The organism is Verticiella sediminum, from assembly GCF_007558815.1.
Lineage (GTDB): Bacteria > Pseudomonadota > Gammaproteobacteria > Burkholderiales > Burkholderiaceae_B > Verticiella > Verticiella sediminum.
Window position 1 is genome coordinate 38892 of record NZ_VLTJ01000038.1, and the last position, 17210, is coordinate 56101.

15 protein-coding genes are annotated in these 17210 nt (G+C 67.2%); all 15 read left to right on the plus strand.

Going from position 1 to position 17210, the window contains the following annotated elements; all coding sequences use genetic code 11:
• The first annotated feature begins 1 nt into the window (after nucleotide 1).
• The 15 genes from ispG (at nucleotide 2) to FOZ76_RS19385 (ending at nucleotide 16996) form a co-directional block, all read left to right on the plus strand.
• Entirely contained in the window at nucleotides 2–1288 is a 1287-nt protein-coding gene (gene ispG / locus FOZ76_RS19315) for a flavodoxin-dependent (E)-4-hydroxy-3-methylbut-2-enyl-diphosphate synthase (RefSeq protein ID WP_143949921.1), read from the plus strand.
• A gap of 39 nt (nucleotides 1289–1327) precedes the next feature.
• The gene (gene hisS, locus FOZ76_RS19320; protein ID WP_143949922.1) at nucleotides 1328–2608 is read left to right on the plus strand and encodes a histidine--tRNA ligase; all 1281 of its coding nucleotides are present in this window, start codon (nucleotides 1328–1330) and stop codon (nucleotides 2606–2608) included.
• 92 nt (nucleotides 2609–2700) lie between these two features.
• A complete protein-coding gene (locus FOZ76_RS19325; protein WP_143949923.1) occupies nucleotides 2701–3339 on the plus strand; it encodes a YfgM family protein in 639 nt (212 codons plus the stop codon).
• A gap of 124 nt (nucleotides 3340–3463) precedes the next feature.
• A complete protein-coding gene (gene bamB / locus FOZ76_RS19330) occupies nucleotides 3464–4627 on the plus strand; it encodes an outer membrane protein assembly factor BamB (protein ID WP_143949924.1) in 1164 nt (387 codons plus the stop codon).
• A 1-nt stretch (nucleotide 4628) separates the two neighbouring features.
• Nucleotides 4629–6017, plus strand: coding sequence for a ribosome biogenesis GTPase Der (gene der, locus FOZ76_RS19335; protein WP_143949925.1), 1389 nt, complete (start codon nucleotides 4629–4631; stop codon nucleotides 6015–6017).
• Nucleotides 6018–6170: 153 nt separating this feature from the next.
• Nucleotides 6171–6407, plus strand: a complete 237-nt coding sequence (hfq, locus tag FOZ76_RS19340) for an RNA chaperone Hfq (protein ID WP_143949926.1) — start codon at nucleotides 6171–6173, stop codon at nucleotides 6405–6407.
• The gene (hflX, locus tag FOZ76_RS19345; protein ID WP_143949927.1) at nucleotides 6391–7536 is read left to right on the plus strand and encodes a GTPase HflX; all 1146 of its coding nucleotides are present in this window, start codon (nucleotides 6391–6393) and stop codon (nucleotides 7534–7536) included. Before hfq ends, hflX begins: the two co-directional genes overlap by 17 nt.
• A complete protein-coding gene (gene hflK, locus FOZ76_RS19350; protein ID WP_143949928.1) occupies nucleotides 7502–8869 on the plus strand; it encodes an FtsH protease activity modulator HflK in 1368 nt (455 codons plus the stop codon). Before hflX ends, hflK begins: the two co-directional genes overlap by 35 nt.
• 11 nt (nucleotides 8870–8880) lie before the next feature.
• Nucleotides 8881–9798, plus strand: coding sequence for a protease modulator HflC (gene hflC, locus FOZ76_RS19355; protein WP_143949929.1), 918 nt, complete (start codon nucleotides 8881–8883; stop codon nucleotides 9796–9798).
• A gap of 182 nt (nucleotides 9799–9980) precedes the next feature.
• Entirely contained in the window at nucleotides 9981–11132 is a 1152-nt protein-coding gene (locus tag FOZ76_RS19360; RefSeq protein ID WP_143949930.1) for an ATP phosphoribosyltransferase regulatory subunit, read from the plus strand.
• Between the two features lie 84 nt (nucleotides 11133–11216).
• Nucleotides 11217–12512, plus strand: coding sequence for an adenylosuccinate synthase (locus tag FOZ76_RS19365; protein WP_143949931.1), 1296 nt, complete (start codon nucleotides 11217–11219; stop codon nucleotides 12510–12512).
• A 93-nt stretch (nucleotides 12513–12605) separates the two neighbouring features.
• Entirely contained in the window at nucleotides 12606–13148 is a 543-nt protein-coding gene (locus tag FOZ76_RS19370) for a phosphoribosyltransferase (protein ID WP_143949932.1), read from the plus strand.
• A gap of 328 nt (nucleotides 13149–13476) precedes the next feature.
• Nucleotides 13477–14550 carry a 3-deoxy-7-phosphoheptulonate synthase AroG gene (aroG, locus tag FOZ76_RS19375; protein WP_143949933.1) on the plus strand — a complete coding sequence of 358 codons (1074 nt, stop codon included), beginning with the start codon at nucleotides 13477–13479 and terminating at the stop codon, nucleotides 14548–14550.
• Between the two features lie 455 nt (nucleotides 14551–15005).
• Nucleotides 15006–16595, plus strand: coding sequence for a DEAD/DEAH box helicase (locus FOZ76_RS19380; RefSeq protein WP_143949934.1), 1590 nt, complete (start codon nucleotides 15006–15008; stop codon nucleotides 16593–16595).
• Between the two features lie 185 nt (nucleotides 16596–16780).
• Nucleotides 16781–16996, plus strand: coding sequence for a hypothetical protein (locus tag FOZ76_RS19385; RefSeq protein ID WP_143949935.1), 216 nt, complete (start codon nucleotides 16781–16783; stop codon nucleotides 16994–16996).
• Nucleotides 16997–17210: the final 214 nt, after the last annotated feature.

The window sequence follows — 17210 nt, forward strand, 5'->3', positions numbered from 1 at the left end:
GATGGCTTTTTCCTCCGAGTCCGTGTCAGGGGCTTGCGCGCCGGTCGGTCCGGGCGCGCGCCGCCAGACGCGGCAAGTGACGCTGCGCTGGGCGCAGAACGCAGTGCGCGTGGGCGGCGACGCCCCCGTCATGGTGCAATCCATGACCAACACCGACACCGCCGATGCCGTGGCGACGGCGATCCAGGTGAAGGAACTCGCCCTGGCCGGCTCCGAGGCCGTGCGCATCACCGTGAACACGCCGGAGGCCGCGCGCGAGGTGCCGGCTATCCGCGAGCAGCTCGACCGCATGGGCATCGCCGTGCCCTTGATCGGCGACTTCCACTACAACGGGCACAAGCTGCTCACCCAGTTTCCGGAATGCGCGCAGGCGCTCTCGAAGTACCGCATCAATCCGGGCAACATGGGCGGCGGCAAGAAGCGCGAGGACAACTTCGCGCAGATGATCGAAGTGGCTTGCCGGCATGGCAAGCCGGTGCGCATCGGCGTCAACTGGGGCAGCCTGGACCAGGACCTGATGGCCCGCATGATGGACGAGAACAACCAGCGCGCGCAGCCATGGCCGGCGCAGGCCGTGATGCGCGAGGCCCTGGTCGTGTCCGCGATCTCCAACGCGCGCCGGGCCGAGGCGCTGGGCCTGCCCGGCGACGCCATCGTGCTGTCGTGCAAGGTGAGCCACGTGCAGGACTTGATCGCGGTGTATCGCAACCTGTCGGCGCGCTGCGACTATCCGCTGCACCTGGGCCTGACCGAAGCCGGTATGGGCAGCAAGGGCATCGTGGCCTCCACCGCCGCGCTGTCGGTGCTGCTGCAGGAGGGCATCGGCGACACCATCCGGATTTCGCTGACCCCCGAGCCGGGCGGCGCGCGGACGCGCGAAGTCGTGGTCGGCCAGGAGATCCTGCAGACCATGGGCTTGCGCGCCTTCACGCCGATGGTGGTGGCCTGCCCCGGCTGCGGCCGGACCAGCAGCACCTTCTTCCAGGAGCTGGCCGACAGCATCCAGACCTACCTGCGCGAGCAGATGCCCATCTGGCGCGGCCAGTATCCGGGCGTCGAGAGCATGAACGTGGCGGTGATGGGCTGCGTGGTCAACGGCCCTGGCGAGAGTCGCCACGCCGACATCGGCATCAGCCTGCCGGGAACCGGCGAGCTGCCCACCGCGCCGGTATACGTCGACGGCGAGCGCGTGGTGACGCTCAAGGGCGAGCGCATCGCCGAGGAATTCGTCGACATCGTCCAGAACTACGTCAAGCGCCGCTACGGTGCTGCCGCCCTCTCCGACTGAACGGAATGCGCGCCGCTCGAACGGCGCGCCGCATACACGATGGAAACTTTCAAGAAGGTGGCCGCGATCCGCGGCATGAACGATGTATTGCCCGATGCTTCGGGGCGCTGGGAGCGGCTCGAGCAGCTCGTGCGCGACTGGCTGCGCAGCTACGGTTATGCCAACCTGCGCACCCCGGTGCTGGAGCACACGCGGCTGTTCACGCGCGGCATCGGCGAGGTCACCGATATCGTCGAGAAGGAGATGTACACCTTCACCGACTCGCTCAATGGCGAGTCGCTCACCCTGCGGCCGGAGTTCACGGCCGGCATGGTGCGCGCGACGATCGAGCACAACCTGCTGTACGATCGCCCGCGCCGTGTCTATGCGATGGGGCCCGTGTTCCGGCACGAGCGCCCGCAGCGTGGCCGCTATCGCCAGTTCCACCAGATCGACGTGGAGGCGCTCGGTTTTGCCGGCCCCGACGTGGACGCCGAACAGATCCTGATGCTCGCGCGCCTCTGGCGCATCCTCGGCCTCGCCGACATCCGCCTGGAGATCAACTCCCTGGGTGCGGGCGAGGAAAGGCTGGCCCACCGGCAGGCGCTGATCGCCTACCTGGAGCAGCACGCGGACATCCTCGATGAGGATGGCAGGCGGCGCCTGTACACCAACCCGCTGCGCGTGCTCGATACCAAGAATCCGGCGCTGCAGGAGATGGCGGCCGGGGCGCCGCGCCTGCTGGACTTCCTTGGCGAGTCCTCGCGCGCCCATTTCGATGGCCTGCGCGCGCGCCTGGACGACGCCGGCGTCGCCTATCGCATCAATCCGCGCCTGGTGCGCGGCCTGGACTACTACAACCTCACGGTGTTCGAGTGGGTCACCGACCGCCTGGGCGCGCAGGGAACGGTCTGCGGCGGCGGCCGCTACGATGGCCTGCTCGAGCTGGTCGGCGGCAAGCCCGCGCCCGCCGTCGGTTTCGCCATCGGCATGGAGCGGCTGCTCGATCTGTGGGAACAGACCGGGGACGACGCGGTCGCAGAGGTCTGCGACGTCTACGTGGCGCACCTGGGCGACGCCGCGGCGCGCCAGGCGCTGCTGCTGGGCGAGTCGCTGCGCGATGCCGGCCTGGACGTGGTGGTCCATGGCGCCGCCGGCAGCTTCAAGTCGCAGATGAAGCGCGCCGACGCCTGCCGCGCGGCCTACGCGGTGATCCTGGGCGACACCGAAGTCGCGGAGCGCACTGCGACGGTGAAGAACCTGGCCGACGGCGAGCAGCAGAAAATCGCGTTCGAGCGGTTGGCTGATGTGCTGGTCGACGCACTGGCCGCGGGCGAATAGGGCACGGCGGCGGCGCGCCGTATAAAATTGCCGTCCTCGAACCGGCGCCGCGCGTTGCGCGCCCGGTCTTTCGCTGACTACTAGGGTTTTGCATGGCCTACGATCTTGAAGAACAGGAACAACTCGACGCGTTGAAGGCGTGGTGGGCCAAATACGGCAATCTCGTGCTCGGCGTCGTGACGCTCGTGCTGGTCGGCATCCTGTCGTGGCAAGGCTGGAACTGGTATCAGCGCAACCAGGCCGCCACGGCGGGCGGCTACTTCGAGGCCCTGCAGACCGCACTGCGCCAGAACAATCCCGACCAGGCGGTTGCGGCCAGCGCCACGCTGCGCGACAACTATGCGGGCACGGTGTACGCCCCGCGCGGCGCGCTGCTTGCGGCCCAGGGCCTGCTCAACGCTGGCGACGCCGAGCGCGCCCGCACCGAGCTTGCATGGGTAGTCGCCAACGGCAAGGATGCGGCGCTCGCCGCCGTGGCGCGTGTGCGCCTGGCGGGCGTGCTGCTGGATCTCGGGGACTACGATGCGGCGCTGGCCCAGGTGTCCGGCAATGTGCCGGCCGGCTACGAAGCCTTGTACGCAGACCGCCGTGGCGACATTCTGTTCGCCAAGGGCGAGCGCGCACAGGCGCGCGCCGCGTGGCAGGAGGCGCTGGACGCGTTCGAGGCGGCCAGCCCGCTGCGTCCCGTGGTGCAACTCAAGATCGACGCGCTTGGCGCAGCGGCCGCCTGACGACCGCCGGTGTCCGGCCGTCAGGCGGCCGGTCTATCTGTCCGCCGTGCCCAGCGGCGCCGTCCGGCGCATGGCATGGCGATGAGCGCCGCCCAGGATGGCGGTAAGGATCACAGGAGTAGGCATGACCATCTCGAAAGGATTGCGCAAGACTGCCGTACGCGGCGCGCTGGTGCTCAGCCTGGCGGCACTCGCCGGCTGCTCGTTGTTCTCGCGTTCCGATGACCGCTACCGGCCGGCCAAGCTGACCGATTTCACCCAGGAAATGGAAGTGGGCACAGCCTGGACGGTGTCGGTCGGGCGCGGCGGCGGCGTGGGCTTCGCGCCGGCGGTGACGGACACGGCGGTGTATGCTGCGGCTGCCGACGGTTCTGTGGTCAAGATGGACCTCGCGTCCGGCAACGTGCAGTGGCGCGCGTCGGTCGACGGTCGTTTGCAAGCCGGCGTGGGCAGCGACGGCCAGACCACCGCCGTGGTCAGGCCCGATGGCGAAGTGGTCGCCTTCGACGACACGGGCACCGAGAAGTGGCGCGCCAAGGCGACCAGCGAGGTGCTCATTCCGCCGGCGGTGGGCGAGGGGTTGGTGGTGGTGCGCAGCGGCGACTACCGGATCCAGGCGTTCGATGCGCAGACCGGCGAGCGCCGCTGGAGCATGCAGCGGCCCGGGCCCTCCCTGGCCCTGCGCGCCGTCAACCAGATGCTGATCGCCGGCGGCTTCGTGTTCTCCGGCCTGCCCGGTGGCAAGCTGGTGGCGATGGACACCAACAACGGTGCCGTGCTGTGGGAAGGTACGGTGGCCGTGCCGCGCGGCGCCAGCGAGCTCGAGCGCGTGGCCGACGTGGTCGGCGCCCCGGTGGTGTCGGAGCGCCTGTTGTGCGCGGCCGCCTACCAGGGCCGGATCGCATGCTTCGACGTGTCCGCTGGCGGTGATGTGGTCTGGGCGCGCGACTTCTCCGGCGCGTCCGGCATGACGGTCGACGCGAGTTCGGCATTTGCCGCCGACAGCCACGGCATCATGAATGGTTTTCTCCTGTCCAGCGGCACCAACGTCTGGCGCCAGGACGCGCTCGCCAATCGGCGCCTGTCCGCGCCGGCGTCGTACGGCCGCGCGGTCGCAGTCGGCGACTACCAAGGTTATGTTCATTTTCTGGCGCGCGAGGATGGCCGCCTGCTGGCCCGTACGGCCACCGACGGCGATCCCATCCTTGCCCCGCTGGTCGCCACGCCGTATGGCGTGGTGGTCCAGGGGACCGGCGGCTCGGTGCGTCTGCTGACTACAGGCGGATAAGGTGTCCGAATCAGAAGTCCGGTTCAAACCGGTCGTTGCCCTCGTTGGGCGTCCGAACGTCGGCAAGTCGACGCTATTCAACCGCTTGACGCGCTCGCGCGCGGCGCTGGTTGCCGACATGCCGGGGCTCACCCGCGATCGCCACTACGGCGAGGGGCGGGTAGGGGCGTTCCCCTACATCGTGGTGGACACGGGCGGTTTCGAGCCCGTGGCGAAGGAAGGCATTCTTGCCGAGATGGCGCGCCAGACGCGGCTGGCCATCGACGAGGCGGATGCGGTCATCTTCATCACCGACGGGCGCACCGGGCTGACGGCGCACGATCGCGAGATCGCGACGCTGCTGCGGCGCTCCGGACGCAAGGCCCTGCTCGCGGTCAACAAGGTCGAGGGCATGAGGTACGACTCCGCCATCGCTGAGTTCCATGAACTCGGGCTGGGCGAGCCGCATGCGATCTCCTCGGCCCACGGCGACGGCGTGGTCGAGTTGATCGATACGGCGCTGGCGGGCCTGGGCCTGGTGGAAACGCCGCCCGACGAGGAAGACGAGGCGCAGGAAGAGACCGAATTCGTCGCCCAGGACGCACGCGAGCACCGCCTGCGGCTGGCCATCGTCGGCCGGCCGAACGTGGGCAAGTCCACCCTGGTCAACGCCTTGCTCGGCGAGCAGCGCGTCATCGCCTTCGACCAGCCGGGCACCACGCGCGACGCCATCGAGATCGAATTCGAGCGCGGCGAGCGCAAGTACCTGCTGATCGACACCGCGGGCCTGCGCCGCCGCGGCAAGGTGTTCGAGGCCATCGAGAAGTTCTCGGTGATCAAGACCCTGCAGGCGATCGAGGCGGCCAACGTGGTCGTGCTCATGCTCGATGCGCACAGCGAAATTTCGGACCAGGATGCGCACATCGCCGGTTTCGTGCTCGAGACCGGCCGCGCCCTGGTGGTCGCCCTCAACAAATGGGATGGACTGGACGAAGACCAGCGCGATCGCATCAAGCGCGAATTCGACCGCAAGCTGCGCTTCCTGTCGTTCGCCACCATGCTGACCACCTCGGCTCTGCACAGGCGCGGCATCGGCCCGTTGATGAAGGCGGTGGACGCCGCCCATGCGGCAGCCTTCGCCAAGCTGTCCACGCCCAAGCTCACGCGCGAACTGCAGGCCGCCGTCGAGCAGCAGCCGCCGCCGCGCAAGGGCATATTCCGCCCCAAGATGCGCTATGCGCACCAGGGCGGGCAGAATCCGCCGCTCATCATCGTCCACGGCAGCGGGCTGGACGGCGTGTCGAGTTCCTACAGCCGCTACCTGGAAGGGCGGTTCCGCACCGCCTTCAAACTGCAGGGCACGCCGCTGCGCATCGAATACCGTTCTTCGCGCAATCCGTACGTGGATTGAACCTTGCTAGGGTTTTCCCGTCCAACGGACTCGGGCTGCGGGAATTGGCTGGTTCCCCTAGGGAAAACCCTGTAAATTACGCGGACGCCCGCGCCTTAGGCGCGGGTGATTTTTATTTCCCCCATCAAAGACAACGAATCAGGAGTTACTCCGATGAGCAACAAAGGGCTGATGCTACAAGACCCCTTTCTCAATACCCTGCGCAAGGAACACATTCCCGTGTCCGTGTACCTCGTCAACGGGATCAAGCTGCAAGGCCAGATCGAATCGTTCGATCAGTACGTGGTCCTGTTGCGCAACACCGTGACGCAGATGGTCTACAAGCACGCCATCTCCACGGTCGTGCCCGCGCGCGCAGTCAATTTCCAGGTGGATGATTCCGCTGAATAATCAAGCCAACCAACACGCCGTCAGGGCGCTCGTCGTCGGCGTCGATTTCGGAGAACCCGATTTCGATGCACGGTGCGAGGAGTTCGAGATGCTCGCGCAGGGCGCGGGCGCCGATATCGTCGACACCATCATCGCGCGCCGAGCACGGCCCGACGCGGCCTATTTCGTCGGCTCCGGCAAGGTCGAGGAAATCGCGCTCGCCGCCGCCGCCCACCAGGCCGAACTGATCCTGGTCGATCACGCGCTCTCGCCCGCGCAACAACGCAACCTCGAGCGCTCGCTCAAGCTGCGCGTGGTCGACCGTGTCAGCCTGATCCTCGACATCTTCGCGCTGCGCGCGCGCAGCCACGAGGGCAAGCTGCAGGTCGAGCTGGCCCAGCTCCAGCATCTGGTCACCCGCCTCACGCGGATGTGGTCCCACTTGGAGCGTCAGCGCGGCGGTATCGGCATGCGGGGCCCGGGCGAGTCCCAGCTCGAGATGGATCGCCGCATGATCGGCGACAAGGTCCGGCTGCTGCGCGAGCGCCTGGCCAAGCTCGAACGCCAGCGCCAGACCCAGCGGCGCGCCCGTGCGCGCGGCGGGGTGATGTCGGTGTCGCTGGTGGGGTACACGAACGCGGGCAAGTCGACGCTGTTCAATGCGCTGACCCGTGCCGACGCCTACGCCGCCGACCAGTTGTTCGCCACGCTGGACACCACGACCCGCCGCATCTGGATCGAGGGTGCCGGTTCGGTGACGGTGTCCGACACGGTCGGGTTCATCCGCGATCTGCCGCACACGCTGGTGGCGGCTTTCCGCGCCACGCTCGAGGAGACCGTCCATGCCGACCTGCTGCTGCACGTCGTCGACGCGGCCAGCCCGCAACGCGACGAACAGATCGCCGAAGTCGACAAAGTGCTGGCCGAGATCGGCGCCGCCGACGTGCCGCGTCTCCTGGTGTTCAACAAGGCCGACAGGCTCGGTCTCGAGCCCCAGGTGCAGCGAGATGCCCATGGTACGATCACGCGTGTATTTGTAAGCGCGCTGGAGCGCGCCGGGCTCGACGGATTGCGCCAGGCCATAGCCGACTTTTGCCGGAACAAATCAGAAAACGATGCACCTGCCTTTCAAACTGTTCAACCTGAATGACCCCGGCTGGGGGCGCGGAAACCAAGGCGGGTCCGGCGGCAATGAGCCGCCACGCAAACCGCAGCGCGGAGACAACGACGGCCCCCCCGATCTGGACGAACTCTGGCGCGATTTCAACAATCGCCTGGGCGCCTTGTTTGGCCGCAAGCCCAAACGGCGCAACCCGTTCGACAGCGGCGGCGGCAACAACGGCGGCGGCAACGGCGGCGGTTTTCGTCCGTCCTCGCGCGGCGCGCGCGTGGGCGCGATTGCCGTGGTCGGCGGCGCCGTGCTGCTGTGGCTGGCGAGCGGCTTCTTCATCATCCAGGAAGGCCAGGTCGGCGTCATCACGCGCTTCGGCCAGTACAACACCACCGTGCCCGCCGGTTTCCAGTGGCACATGCCCGCGCCCATCGAGCAGGTCCAGGTGGTCGACGTGTCGCAACTGCGCACCTTCGAGATCGGCTTTCGCGGCAACGCGCGCAGCACGGTGGCCGAAGAGTCGCTGATGCTCACCGACGACCAGAACATCGTCGATCTGCAGTTCGTCGTGCAGTACCGCATCCGCCCCGACGGCGCCCGGGCCTATCTGTTCAACGACCGCGAGCCCGACCAGGCCGTGCGCCAGGCAGCCGAGACTGCCATGCGCGAGGTGATCGGCCGCACGCCCATGGACTTTGTGCTCTACGAGGGCCGCACGCAGATCGCCTCCGACGCCAGCGCCCTGATGCAGGGCATCATGGACCGCTACCAGACGGGCATCCTCATCAGCACGGTGGCCATCCTGAACGCCCAGCCGCCCGAACAGGTGCAGGCCGCGTTCGATGACGCCGTGCGCGCCGGCCAGGATCGCGAGCGCCAGATCAACGAGGGCGAGGCCTATGCCAACCAGGTCATCCCGCTCGCCAGCGGTACCGCCTCGCGCCTGATCGAGCAGGCCGAGGGTTATCGCGTGCGCGTCGTGAACGACGCCAAGGGTGATGCAGCACGCTTCTCGCAGATCCAGCAGGCGTACGCCAACGCGCCGGCGATCACCCGCGAACGTTTGTACATCGACACCATGCAGCAGATCTTCTCGCAGGCCACCAAGGTGCTGGTCGATACGCCGAACGGCAACAACATGCTGTACCTGCCGCTGGACAAGATCGCGCAGCAGGCGAGCACGCCCGGGCCGGTCTCCGGTGCAGGCACGGGCACCGGTTCGCTGGGCGCCACCGGGTCCGCGCAGTTCAACGTGAACGTGCCGAACCCCTCGCTCGCGGGCGGCAACTCTCCCGCGCAGTCCGACAGCCGCGTGACGGCGCCGCGTGCCGGGGCGTTCTCCTCGCGTACCCTTGACCGCGACAGCCGCTGAGGAGACACGCCATGAATCGCATCCTCATGCCGCTGGGCATCCTCGTCGCCATCCTCGTGGTGATTGCCCTCTCGTGCACCTTCATCGTGCGCGAGCGCGACTACGCGCTGGTCTTCGCCCTGGGTGAAGTGCGCGAAGTGATCGACGAGCCCGGTCTCTACTTCAAGCTGCCGCCGCCTTTCCAGAACGTGGTGTACCTGGAAAAGCGCCTGCTCACCATCGACGATTCCCAGCCCGAGCGCATCCAGACCGCCGAGAAGATCAACCTGTTGATCGATGCCTATGCCAAGTGGCGCATTGCCGATCCGCGTCTGTACTACGTGACCTTCGGCGGCGACGAACGCGGCGCGCAGGCCCGCCTGCAGGCGGTCATCCGGGACGCGCTCAACGCCTCGGTCAACCGACGTACCGTGGCGGCCGTGATCTCGCGCGAGCGCAACATGATCATGGACGAGATCCGCAACAACGTCGCCAAGACGGCGGCCAGCGTGGGCGTCGAAGTGGTCGACGTGCGCCTGAAGCGCATCGATTTCGTGCCGGAGATCTCGGAGTCCGTGTATCGCCGGATGGAAGCCGAGCGTACCCGCGCGGCCAACGAGCAGCGATCGATCGGTGCGGCCGAGAGCGAGCGCATTCGTGCCAACGCCGAGCGCCAACGCGACGAGATCGTCGCCGAGGCCTATGCCCGCGCGCAGGCCTTGATGGGCGAGGGCGACGCCGAAGCCGGCGGGATCTTTGCCCAGGCCTATGGCAAGGACGCCGAGTTCTTCAACTTCTATCGCAGCCTGCAGGCCTATCGCGAGTCGTTCCGCAGTCGCAGCGACGTGCTGGTCGTCAGCCCGGATTCCGATTTCTTCCGTTATTTCGGCAATGTCTCGGGCAACGGCGGGGCACCCGCGGCGCCCGCGCCGCTGCCCGCCACGCCCTGACGATGCCCGCGGCCGGTGCCTGAAAGAGGGGCGCCGGCCGTTGGTGCTTCGGCAAGTGTGTAGTACAATAGCGTGTAAGCTGGGCACAAAACGCGGTTGGTAGGGCTTACCCCTCCGGCCGTTTTTTTTCGTCCGCGTTTTTCATTCATTGTCTGCGTAATTTCGCTTCAGGATTGAACCCCATGGGCAAGTGGTTGCTGCCTGAGGACTTGGCCGACATTCTGCCGGCCGAGGCTCGGCGCATCGAAGAACTTCGCCGATCGCTGCTCGACCTGTACCGTACCTACGGCTATGAGTTGGTCATGCCGCCGTTGGTCGAATACCTGGATTCGCTGCTCTCCGGTACCGGAAGCGATCTCAATCTACGCACCTTCAAGCTGGTCGACCAGATGTCCGGTCGCACGCTGGGCGTGCGTGCCGACATGACGCCGCAGGTCACGCGCATCGACGCGCACCTGCTCAATCGGTCCGGCGTCACCCGGCTGTGCTATTGCGGCAGTGTGCTGCACACGCGCGCCGCCGGCTTCACCGCCACGCGCGAGCCGCTGCAGATCGGTGCCGAGCTCTACGGCCATGCCGGGCTCGAGGCCGATGTCGAGATGCTGCGCCTGGCGCTGGCCAGCGTGCAGCGCGCGGGCATCCATCATGCCCGCCTGGATCTCGGCCACGCCGGGCTGGCGCGCGCGATCCTGGCTCACGACCCGGCCGCGCAGAGCCAGATCGACCTGGTGTGCGACCTGCTGGCGGCCAAGGACGAGGCCGGGCTCGAGGCGGTGCTGCCGGCGTTCGGCGACGACACCGCGCGCGCCTTGCGCGAGCTCCTGCGTCTGTACGGCGGCATCGAGGTGCTCGCCGAGGCGCGCAAGGTGCTGCCCGGGCTGCCGGGCGTGACGGCGGCGCTGGACACCCTCGAAGCGCTGGCGCGATCGCTGCCCGTGGGTGCCGTTTCGGTGGACCTGGGCGATGCCCGCGACTACAGCTATCACACCGGTGCGGTGTTCGCGGTGTATGTCGACGGCTGGCCCGACATCGTGGTGCGCGGCGGCCGCTACGACAACGTCGGCCGCGAGTTCGGCCGGGCGCGTCCGGCGACCGGCTTCAGCCTGGACCTGCGCGTGCTAGCCGGGCTGCTGCCGCCTGCCACCAGCGTGCCCGCGATCCGCGCGCCCTGGGGCGACCAGTCCGATCTCATGCATGCCGTGGCCGAGCTGCGGGCGGCCGGCCATATCGTGGTGCAAAGCCTGCCGGGCAGCGAGGCGGACCAGCAGGAATATGCGTTCGACCGGGAACTGATCCATGGCGAACGCGGTTGGCAGGTGGTGGTGCGCCGCTAGGCGCGCCCCCCGATCCACGCAGAACGACGCCGGGGGGCATCCCCCTGTCCATTTTTCACGCATTACGGCTTTGGGAAGTTCAACATGGCTAAGAACGTAGTCGTCATCGGCACCCAGTGGGGCGACGAAGGCAAAGGCAAGATCGTCGACTGGCTGGCCGAATCGGTCGATGGCGTGGTCCGGTTCCAGGGCGGCCACAATGCCGGCCACACGCTGTGGATCGGCGGCAAGAAAACCGTGCTGCGCCTGATTCCCTCGGGCATCATGCATCCCGGCGTCATGTGCTGCATCGGCAATGGCGTGGTGCTCTCGCCGCAGGCGCTGCTCTCGGAAATCGCCGAGCTCGAGCAGGCCGGCCTGAACGTGCGCGAACGTCTGCGCATCTCGGAAGCCTGCCCGCTGATCCTCTCCTACCACATCGCGGTCGACAAGGCGCGCGAAGCGCGCAAGGGCGATGCCAAGATCGGCACCACCGGGCGCGGCATCGGTCCGGCCTACGAAGACAAGGTGGCGCGCCGCGCGCTGCGCGTGCAGGATCTGTTCGAGCCCGAGTCCTTCCGCGCGAAGCTGGCCGAGACGCTGGAATACCACAATTTCGTACTGACCCAGTACCTGGGTGCCGAAGCCGTCTCGTTGGACGCCGTGTTCGACGAAGCCATGGAACTCGCACCGCGCATCGCGCCGATGGTCGCCGACGTTTCCACCTCGCTCTACGAGGTGCAAGCCAACGGCGGCAAGCTGCTGTTCGAAGGCGCGCAGGGTGCGCTGCTCGATGTGGATCACGGCACCTATCCCTATGTCACGAGCAGCAACTGCGTGGCAGGCGCGGCGGCGGCCGGCGCGGGCGTGGGCCCGCAGAGCCTCGAGTACGTGCTGGGCATCACCAAGGCTTACGCCACGCGCGTGGGCTCCGGGCCGTTCCCGACCGAGCTTACCGACAGCACCGGCGAGCATCTCGCACGCGTGGGCAACGAGTTCGGTTCGGTGACCGGCCGGGCGCGCCGCTGTGGCTGGTTCGACGGCGCAGCGCTCAGGCGCTCGGTGCGCCTGAACGGTATTTCGGGGCTGTGCATCACCAAGCTCGACGTGCTCGACGGCCTGGAGACGATCAAGCTGGGCGTGGGTTACCGTGTGGACGGCGAGTGGCGCGACGTGTTGCCGTATGGCGCGCATGCTGTCGGCAAGGCCGAAGCCGTGCTCGAGGAACTGCCGGGCTGGAGCGAATCCACGGTTGGCATTACGGAGTACGATAAGCTGCCGCTGAACGCGCGCCGCTACCTGGAGCGCATGGCCGAGATCTCCGGCGTGCCGGTGGACCTGGTGTCGACCGGCCCCGACCGTCTCGAGACCATCGTCCTGCGTCACCCCTTCAAGAACTGATTCCGGTCCACCAGCGGGCAGGAAGGACGGGCGGCGCGAGCCGCCCGTCTTGCGTTTCATCCCGGGCCAGTCCCGAATGGCAAAGGAGCCGCCATGTCGCAACCCCCCGACTCCGACAAGCATCTCTGGGTGTCTTGGGACGAGTACCACCGCCTGATCGAACGTCTCGCTCTGCAGGTGTACGACTCCGACTGGAAGTTCGACCAGATCCTGTCGCTCGCCCGCGGCGGTGTGCGCGTGGGCGACGTGCTCTCGCGCATCTTCGATGTGCCGCTGGGCATCCTCGCCACCAGCAGCTATCGCGAGGCCGCCGGCACGGTGCAGGGCGATCTGGACATCGCGCAGTACATCACGATCACGCGCGGCACGCTGTCCGGCCGCGTGCTGCTGGTCGACGACATGGTCGATACCGGCCTCACCTTCAACCGCGTGCTCGAGCATCTCAAGCACCAGTTCCCCGCGGTGACCGAGATCCGCTCGGCGGTGCTGTGGTGGAAGGGGCATGCCAAGGCCGCGCCCGACTACTACATGGCCAAGCTGCCGACGAATCCCTGGATCCACCAGCCGTTCGAGGACTACGACAGCCTGCGGCCGCACCAGCTCGCCGCCTGGGTCCGCAAGGGCAAAGAGGATTGAGTGCTGTCGCGCGTTCTGCGCAGCGCAGGCCCGGCGCTGTTGAATCGCATCGGTCGCGGTGCCGGGAAGGATGTTCCAGTTCGTGGCGCACGATGACTGGATTTTCGTTGCAAAGTTCCGAAGTGGCATGATAGGATTTATCGCTATGAACGCTTTTGCCCGTCCGTACTTTTTTTATTTTTACGGTTTTCCTAAGCCACTGGCGGAGGAAGGGAAGCGCTCAGTCTGATCCTGATGAATCAAACCGAATCCCGAGAAAGCCGCCAGTGAACCTGGCGGCTTTTTTTTATGCCGCGTTAAAACACACAACTGAAGCCTGGAGTCCATCGTGTCGCACAATACCGACGATCTGCGTATCCGAGAAATCAAGGAGCTTGCTCCGCCCGCGCACCTGATGCGCGAGTTTCGCTGCGACGAGAAGATCTCCGGCACGGTGTATGGCGCACGCGAAGCGCTGCACCGCATTCTGCACGGCATGGACGACCGCCTGGCCGTCGTGATCGGGCCATGCTCCATACACGACACCGAGGCGGCACTGGAATATGCCCGTCGGCTCATACAGCAGCGCGAGCGCCACGCCGGCGAGCTGGAAATCATCATGCGCGTGTACTTCGAGAAGCCGCGCACCACGGTGGGCTGGAAGGGGCTCATCAACGACCCCGACCTGGACGGCAGCTTCAACATCAACAAGGGGCTGCGCATCGCGCGCGAGCTGCTGCTCGACATCAACGCCATGGGCATGCCGGCGGGCTGCGAATTCCTGGACATGATCACCCCGCAGTACATCGCCGACCTGGTGTCCTGGGGCGCGATCGGCGCGCGCACCACCGAGAGCCAGGTGCACCGCGAGCTGGCCTCCGGGCTGTCCTGCCCGGTGGGTTTCAAGAATGGCACCGACGGCAACGTGCGCATCGCCGTCGACGCCATCAAGGCCGCCTCGCAGCCGCATCACTTCCTGTCCGTCACCAAGGGCGGGCACTCGGCCATCGTGTCGACCAATGGCAATGAAGACTGTCACGTCATCCTGCGCGGCGGCAAGACGCCGAACTACGATGCCGTCAGCGTCGAGGCGGCATGCCAGGAAATCGCCAAGTCCGGCATGGCCCAGCGCCTGATGGTCGACGTCAGCCACGCCAACAGCGCCAAGAAATTCGAGAACCAGCCGCGCGTGGTGGACGATATCGCCGGGCAGATCGAAAAGGGCGAGGACCGCCTCGTCGGCGTGATGGTCGAGAGCCATCTGGTCGCGGGCCGCCAGGACTTGTTGCCCGGGGTGTCGCTGCAGTATGGCCAGAGCATCACGGACGGCTGCATCGATTGGGACGAGTCGGTGCAGGTGCTCGAGCGCCTGGCGGCGGCGGTCAAGTCGCGCCGGGTGAATCGGGTGACGACTGGAAAGTAGGGTGGGCCCTCTCCGCCCGCTGCGCGGGCACCTCCCCCCGTGGGGGAGGCGGCGCGGCTCCTTCGGAGCGGCCGGGCGGTGCCGCGCTAGACCCCGAGCGAAGTGGGGAGGCGGGCAAGTCTGGGAGGTGTTGGCGGGCTTGCGTGGGTGGGTGGTCACGCGCGCGCAATTCATGGTAGAATCACTAATTGCGTTGCGCTTGATATTGCACCGCAACATAGGCCCCGCTCGCAGCAGGACTGGCGGAATCCGGCCCTTCATGCATCGTATCTGACCTTCTCCTTTCGCCACGGCGTCTGGTTCATCGGTCGGCACCGATGAGTCACTCACCAGGCACCGCAGCGCCATTCGATAGTGCGCCCAGCGGTCTTCGCGCATTCGGCGTCTGCTGCCGTTGCGCGGACACGTCGCTTGTTTGGCAGGCGGCGCGCGCCAGCTCGTAACGAAAGGATCCCATGTCATTCGCATCCCTGGGGCTTGCCCCCGCCCTCATCTCGGCCGTCACCAAGTCCGGCTATACCGATCCGACGCCCGTCCAGGCCGCAGCCATTCCCGCCGCGTTGAAGGGCATGGACCTCATGGTCTCGTCGCAGACCGGCAGCGGCAAGACGGCAGCCTTCATGCTGCCGTCGATGAATCGTCTGGCGGCCGAGGGCGAGAGCCCGCTGCAAGGCGCGGCCCGTCGCGGCGCCGTCAAGGTGCTGGTGCTCACGCCCACGCGCGAACTCGCTCAGCAAGTGAGCGCCGCGGCGCGTACCTATGGCGCCGGCATGCGCCGCCTGCACATTGCCACGGTCGTCGGCGGCATGCCTTACGGCGCCCAACTGAAGTCGCTGTCGCGCCCGGTGGATGTGCTGGTGGCCACGCCGGGCCGTCTGCTCGATCACGTCCAGTCGCGTCGCGTGGACCTCTCGCAGCTTCAGGTGCTGGTGTTGGACGAGGCCGACCGCATGCTCGATATGGGCTTCATCGACGACATCGAGGCCATCGTCGGGCAGACGCCGGCCGAGCGCCAGACGCTGCTGTTCTCGGCCACCCTGGACGGCAACGTCGCTCGGCTGGCTTCGCGCATGATGCGTGACCCGCAGCGCATCGAGCTGTCCTCGCCGCGCGAGAACCACAAGAACATCACGCAGAGCCTGATGTACGCGGACGACACGGCCCACAAGGCCCGCCTGCTCGACCATGTGCTGCGCGACGTCGATCTCGAGCAGGCCATCATCTTCACGTCGACCAAGCGTGCCGCCGACGATCTGGCCGGCCGCCTGAACGAGCAGGGGTTCGCTGCCGCGGCGCTGCATGGCGACATGACGCAACGTGCGCGCAACCGCACGATCATGCAGGTGCAGCGCGGGCAGGTGCGCATGCTGGTCGCCACCGACGTGGCCGCCCGCGGCATCGACGTGCAGGGCATCAGCCACGTGGTCAACTTCGACCTGCCCATGCAGGCGGAAGACTACGTGCACCGCATCGGCCGTACCGGCCGGGCGGGCCGTTCCGGGCTGGCGTTCACGCTGGCCACCCATGCCGAGCGGCACAAGATTCGCCGCATCGAGAAGTACACCGGCCAGCCCATTCCGCCCCAGGTCGTCGAAGGCCTGGAGCCGCGCTCCACGCCGCGTCCCGAGGGCGCACGTCGGCCGGGCGGCGCCAACTGGCGCGGCAAGCCGGGCGCGCGTCCGGGTGGGCAGGGCGGCTACAAGAGCCATGGCGCACCGCGCCAGGGCGACGGCGGCTTCGGCGGCAGGCCGGCGGGCGGGCGCAGCGAAGGCGGCTTTGGCCGTCGTGAAGGCGGTTACGCGGGCGGCGAGCGTCGCGCCGACGGCGAGAGCCGTGGCTTCGAGCGCAGCGAAGGCAACTGGCAGCGCCGGCCGGAAGGCAAGCCGTCGCTCGCGCCGCGTAGCGGCGAGCGCGCCACCGAATGGAAGCCGCGCGGCGAGTTCAGCCGTCCGCGTCGCTTCGAGGATGGCGGCCGTAGCGAATCGTCGCCTCGCGGCAAGGGTGCGAGTGCGCCCGCGCGCAGCCGCGATCCGCGTTTCGCCTGATTTGTCCTGACCTTTTAGATTGGCTGTATATACATACAGTCAACCTGCGTCCAACGTTGTGCAAAAACCCCGGAACCCGGCTTTTTTCGCGGTTTCGGGGCGCCCAGGCAAGGGATGGATTTCGTATTTGCCGCTTTGGTGGGTTAAGATCACGGCCCTTGTCGCCGTTATCCGTCATAGCCTCAATGTTCTCGGAACCCCTAGCCCGCTCTGCGCTCGCCGAGCACCTGAACAATCCCGCCAGTGGCGTGGTTGACCAGCAGGCTGTGCGGGACTACATCCGGGCCCAGAAGGCCGATGGGCGCTTGATCGAGCGGCGTGTGTACGTCGATCCGGCCCGCTCGCGCAAGCGCCGCACGGTGTACCAGTACGTGGCGGTGAATCTGGAACTCGACCTTTGAATTGCCGCGCTGGCGGCCTTTGCCGGCTGTTGGCTCGATGCGATCGAGCGGTGTCGATGATGATGGCGGACCCTAGCGGTCCGTTTTTTTTATGGTGCGCCCGGGGGCGTGATCAAGCGGGTGAACGTGTAGCGGGACGCCTGCTGATGCTGCAGTATCTGTTTGGCACCGAGCCACACCGCTCAGCAGTGGAGGGCCCGGGGGGGGGGGGTAG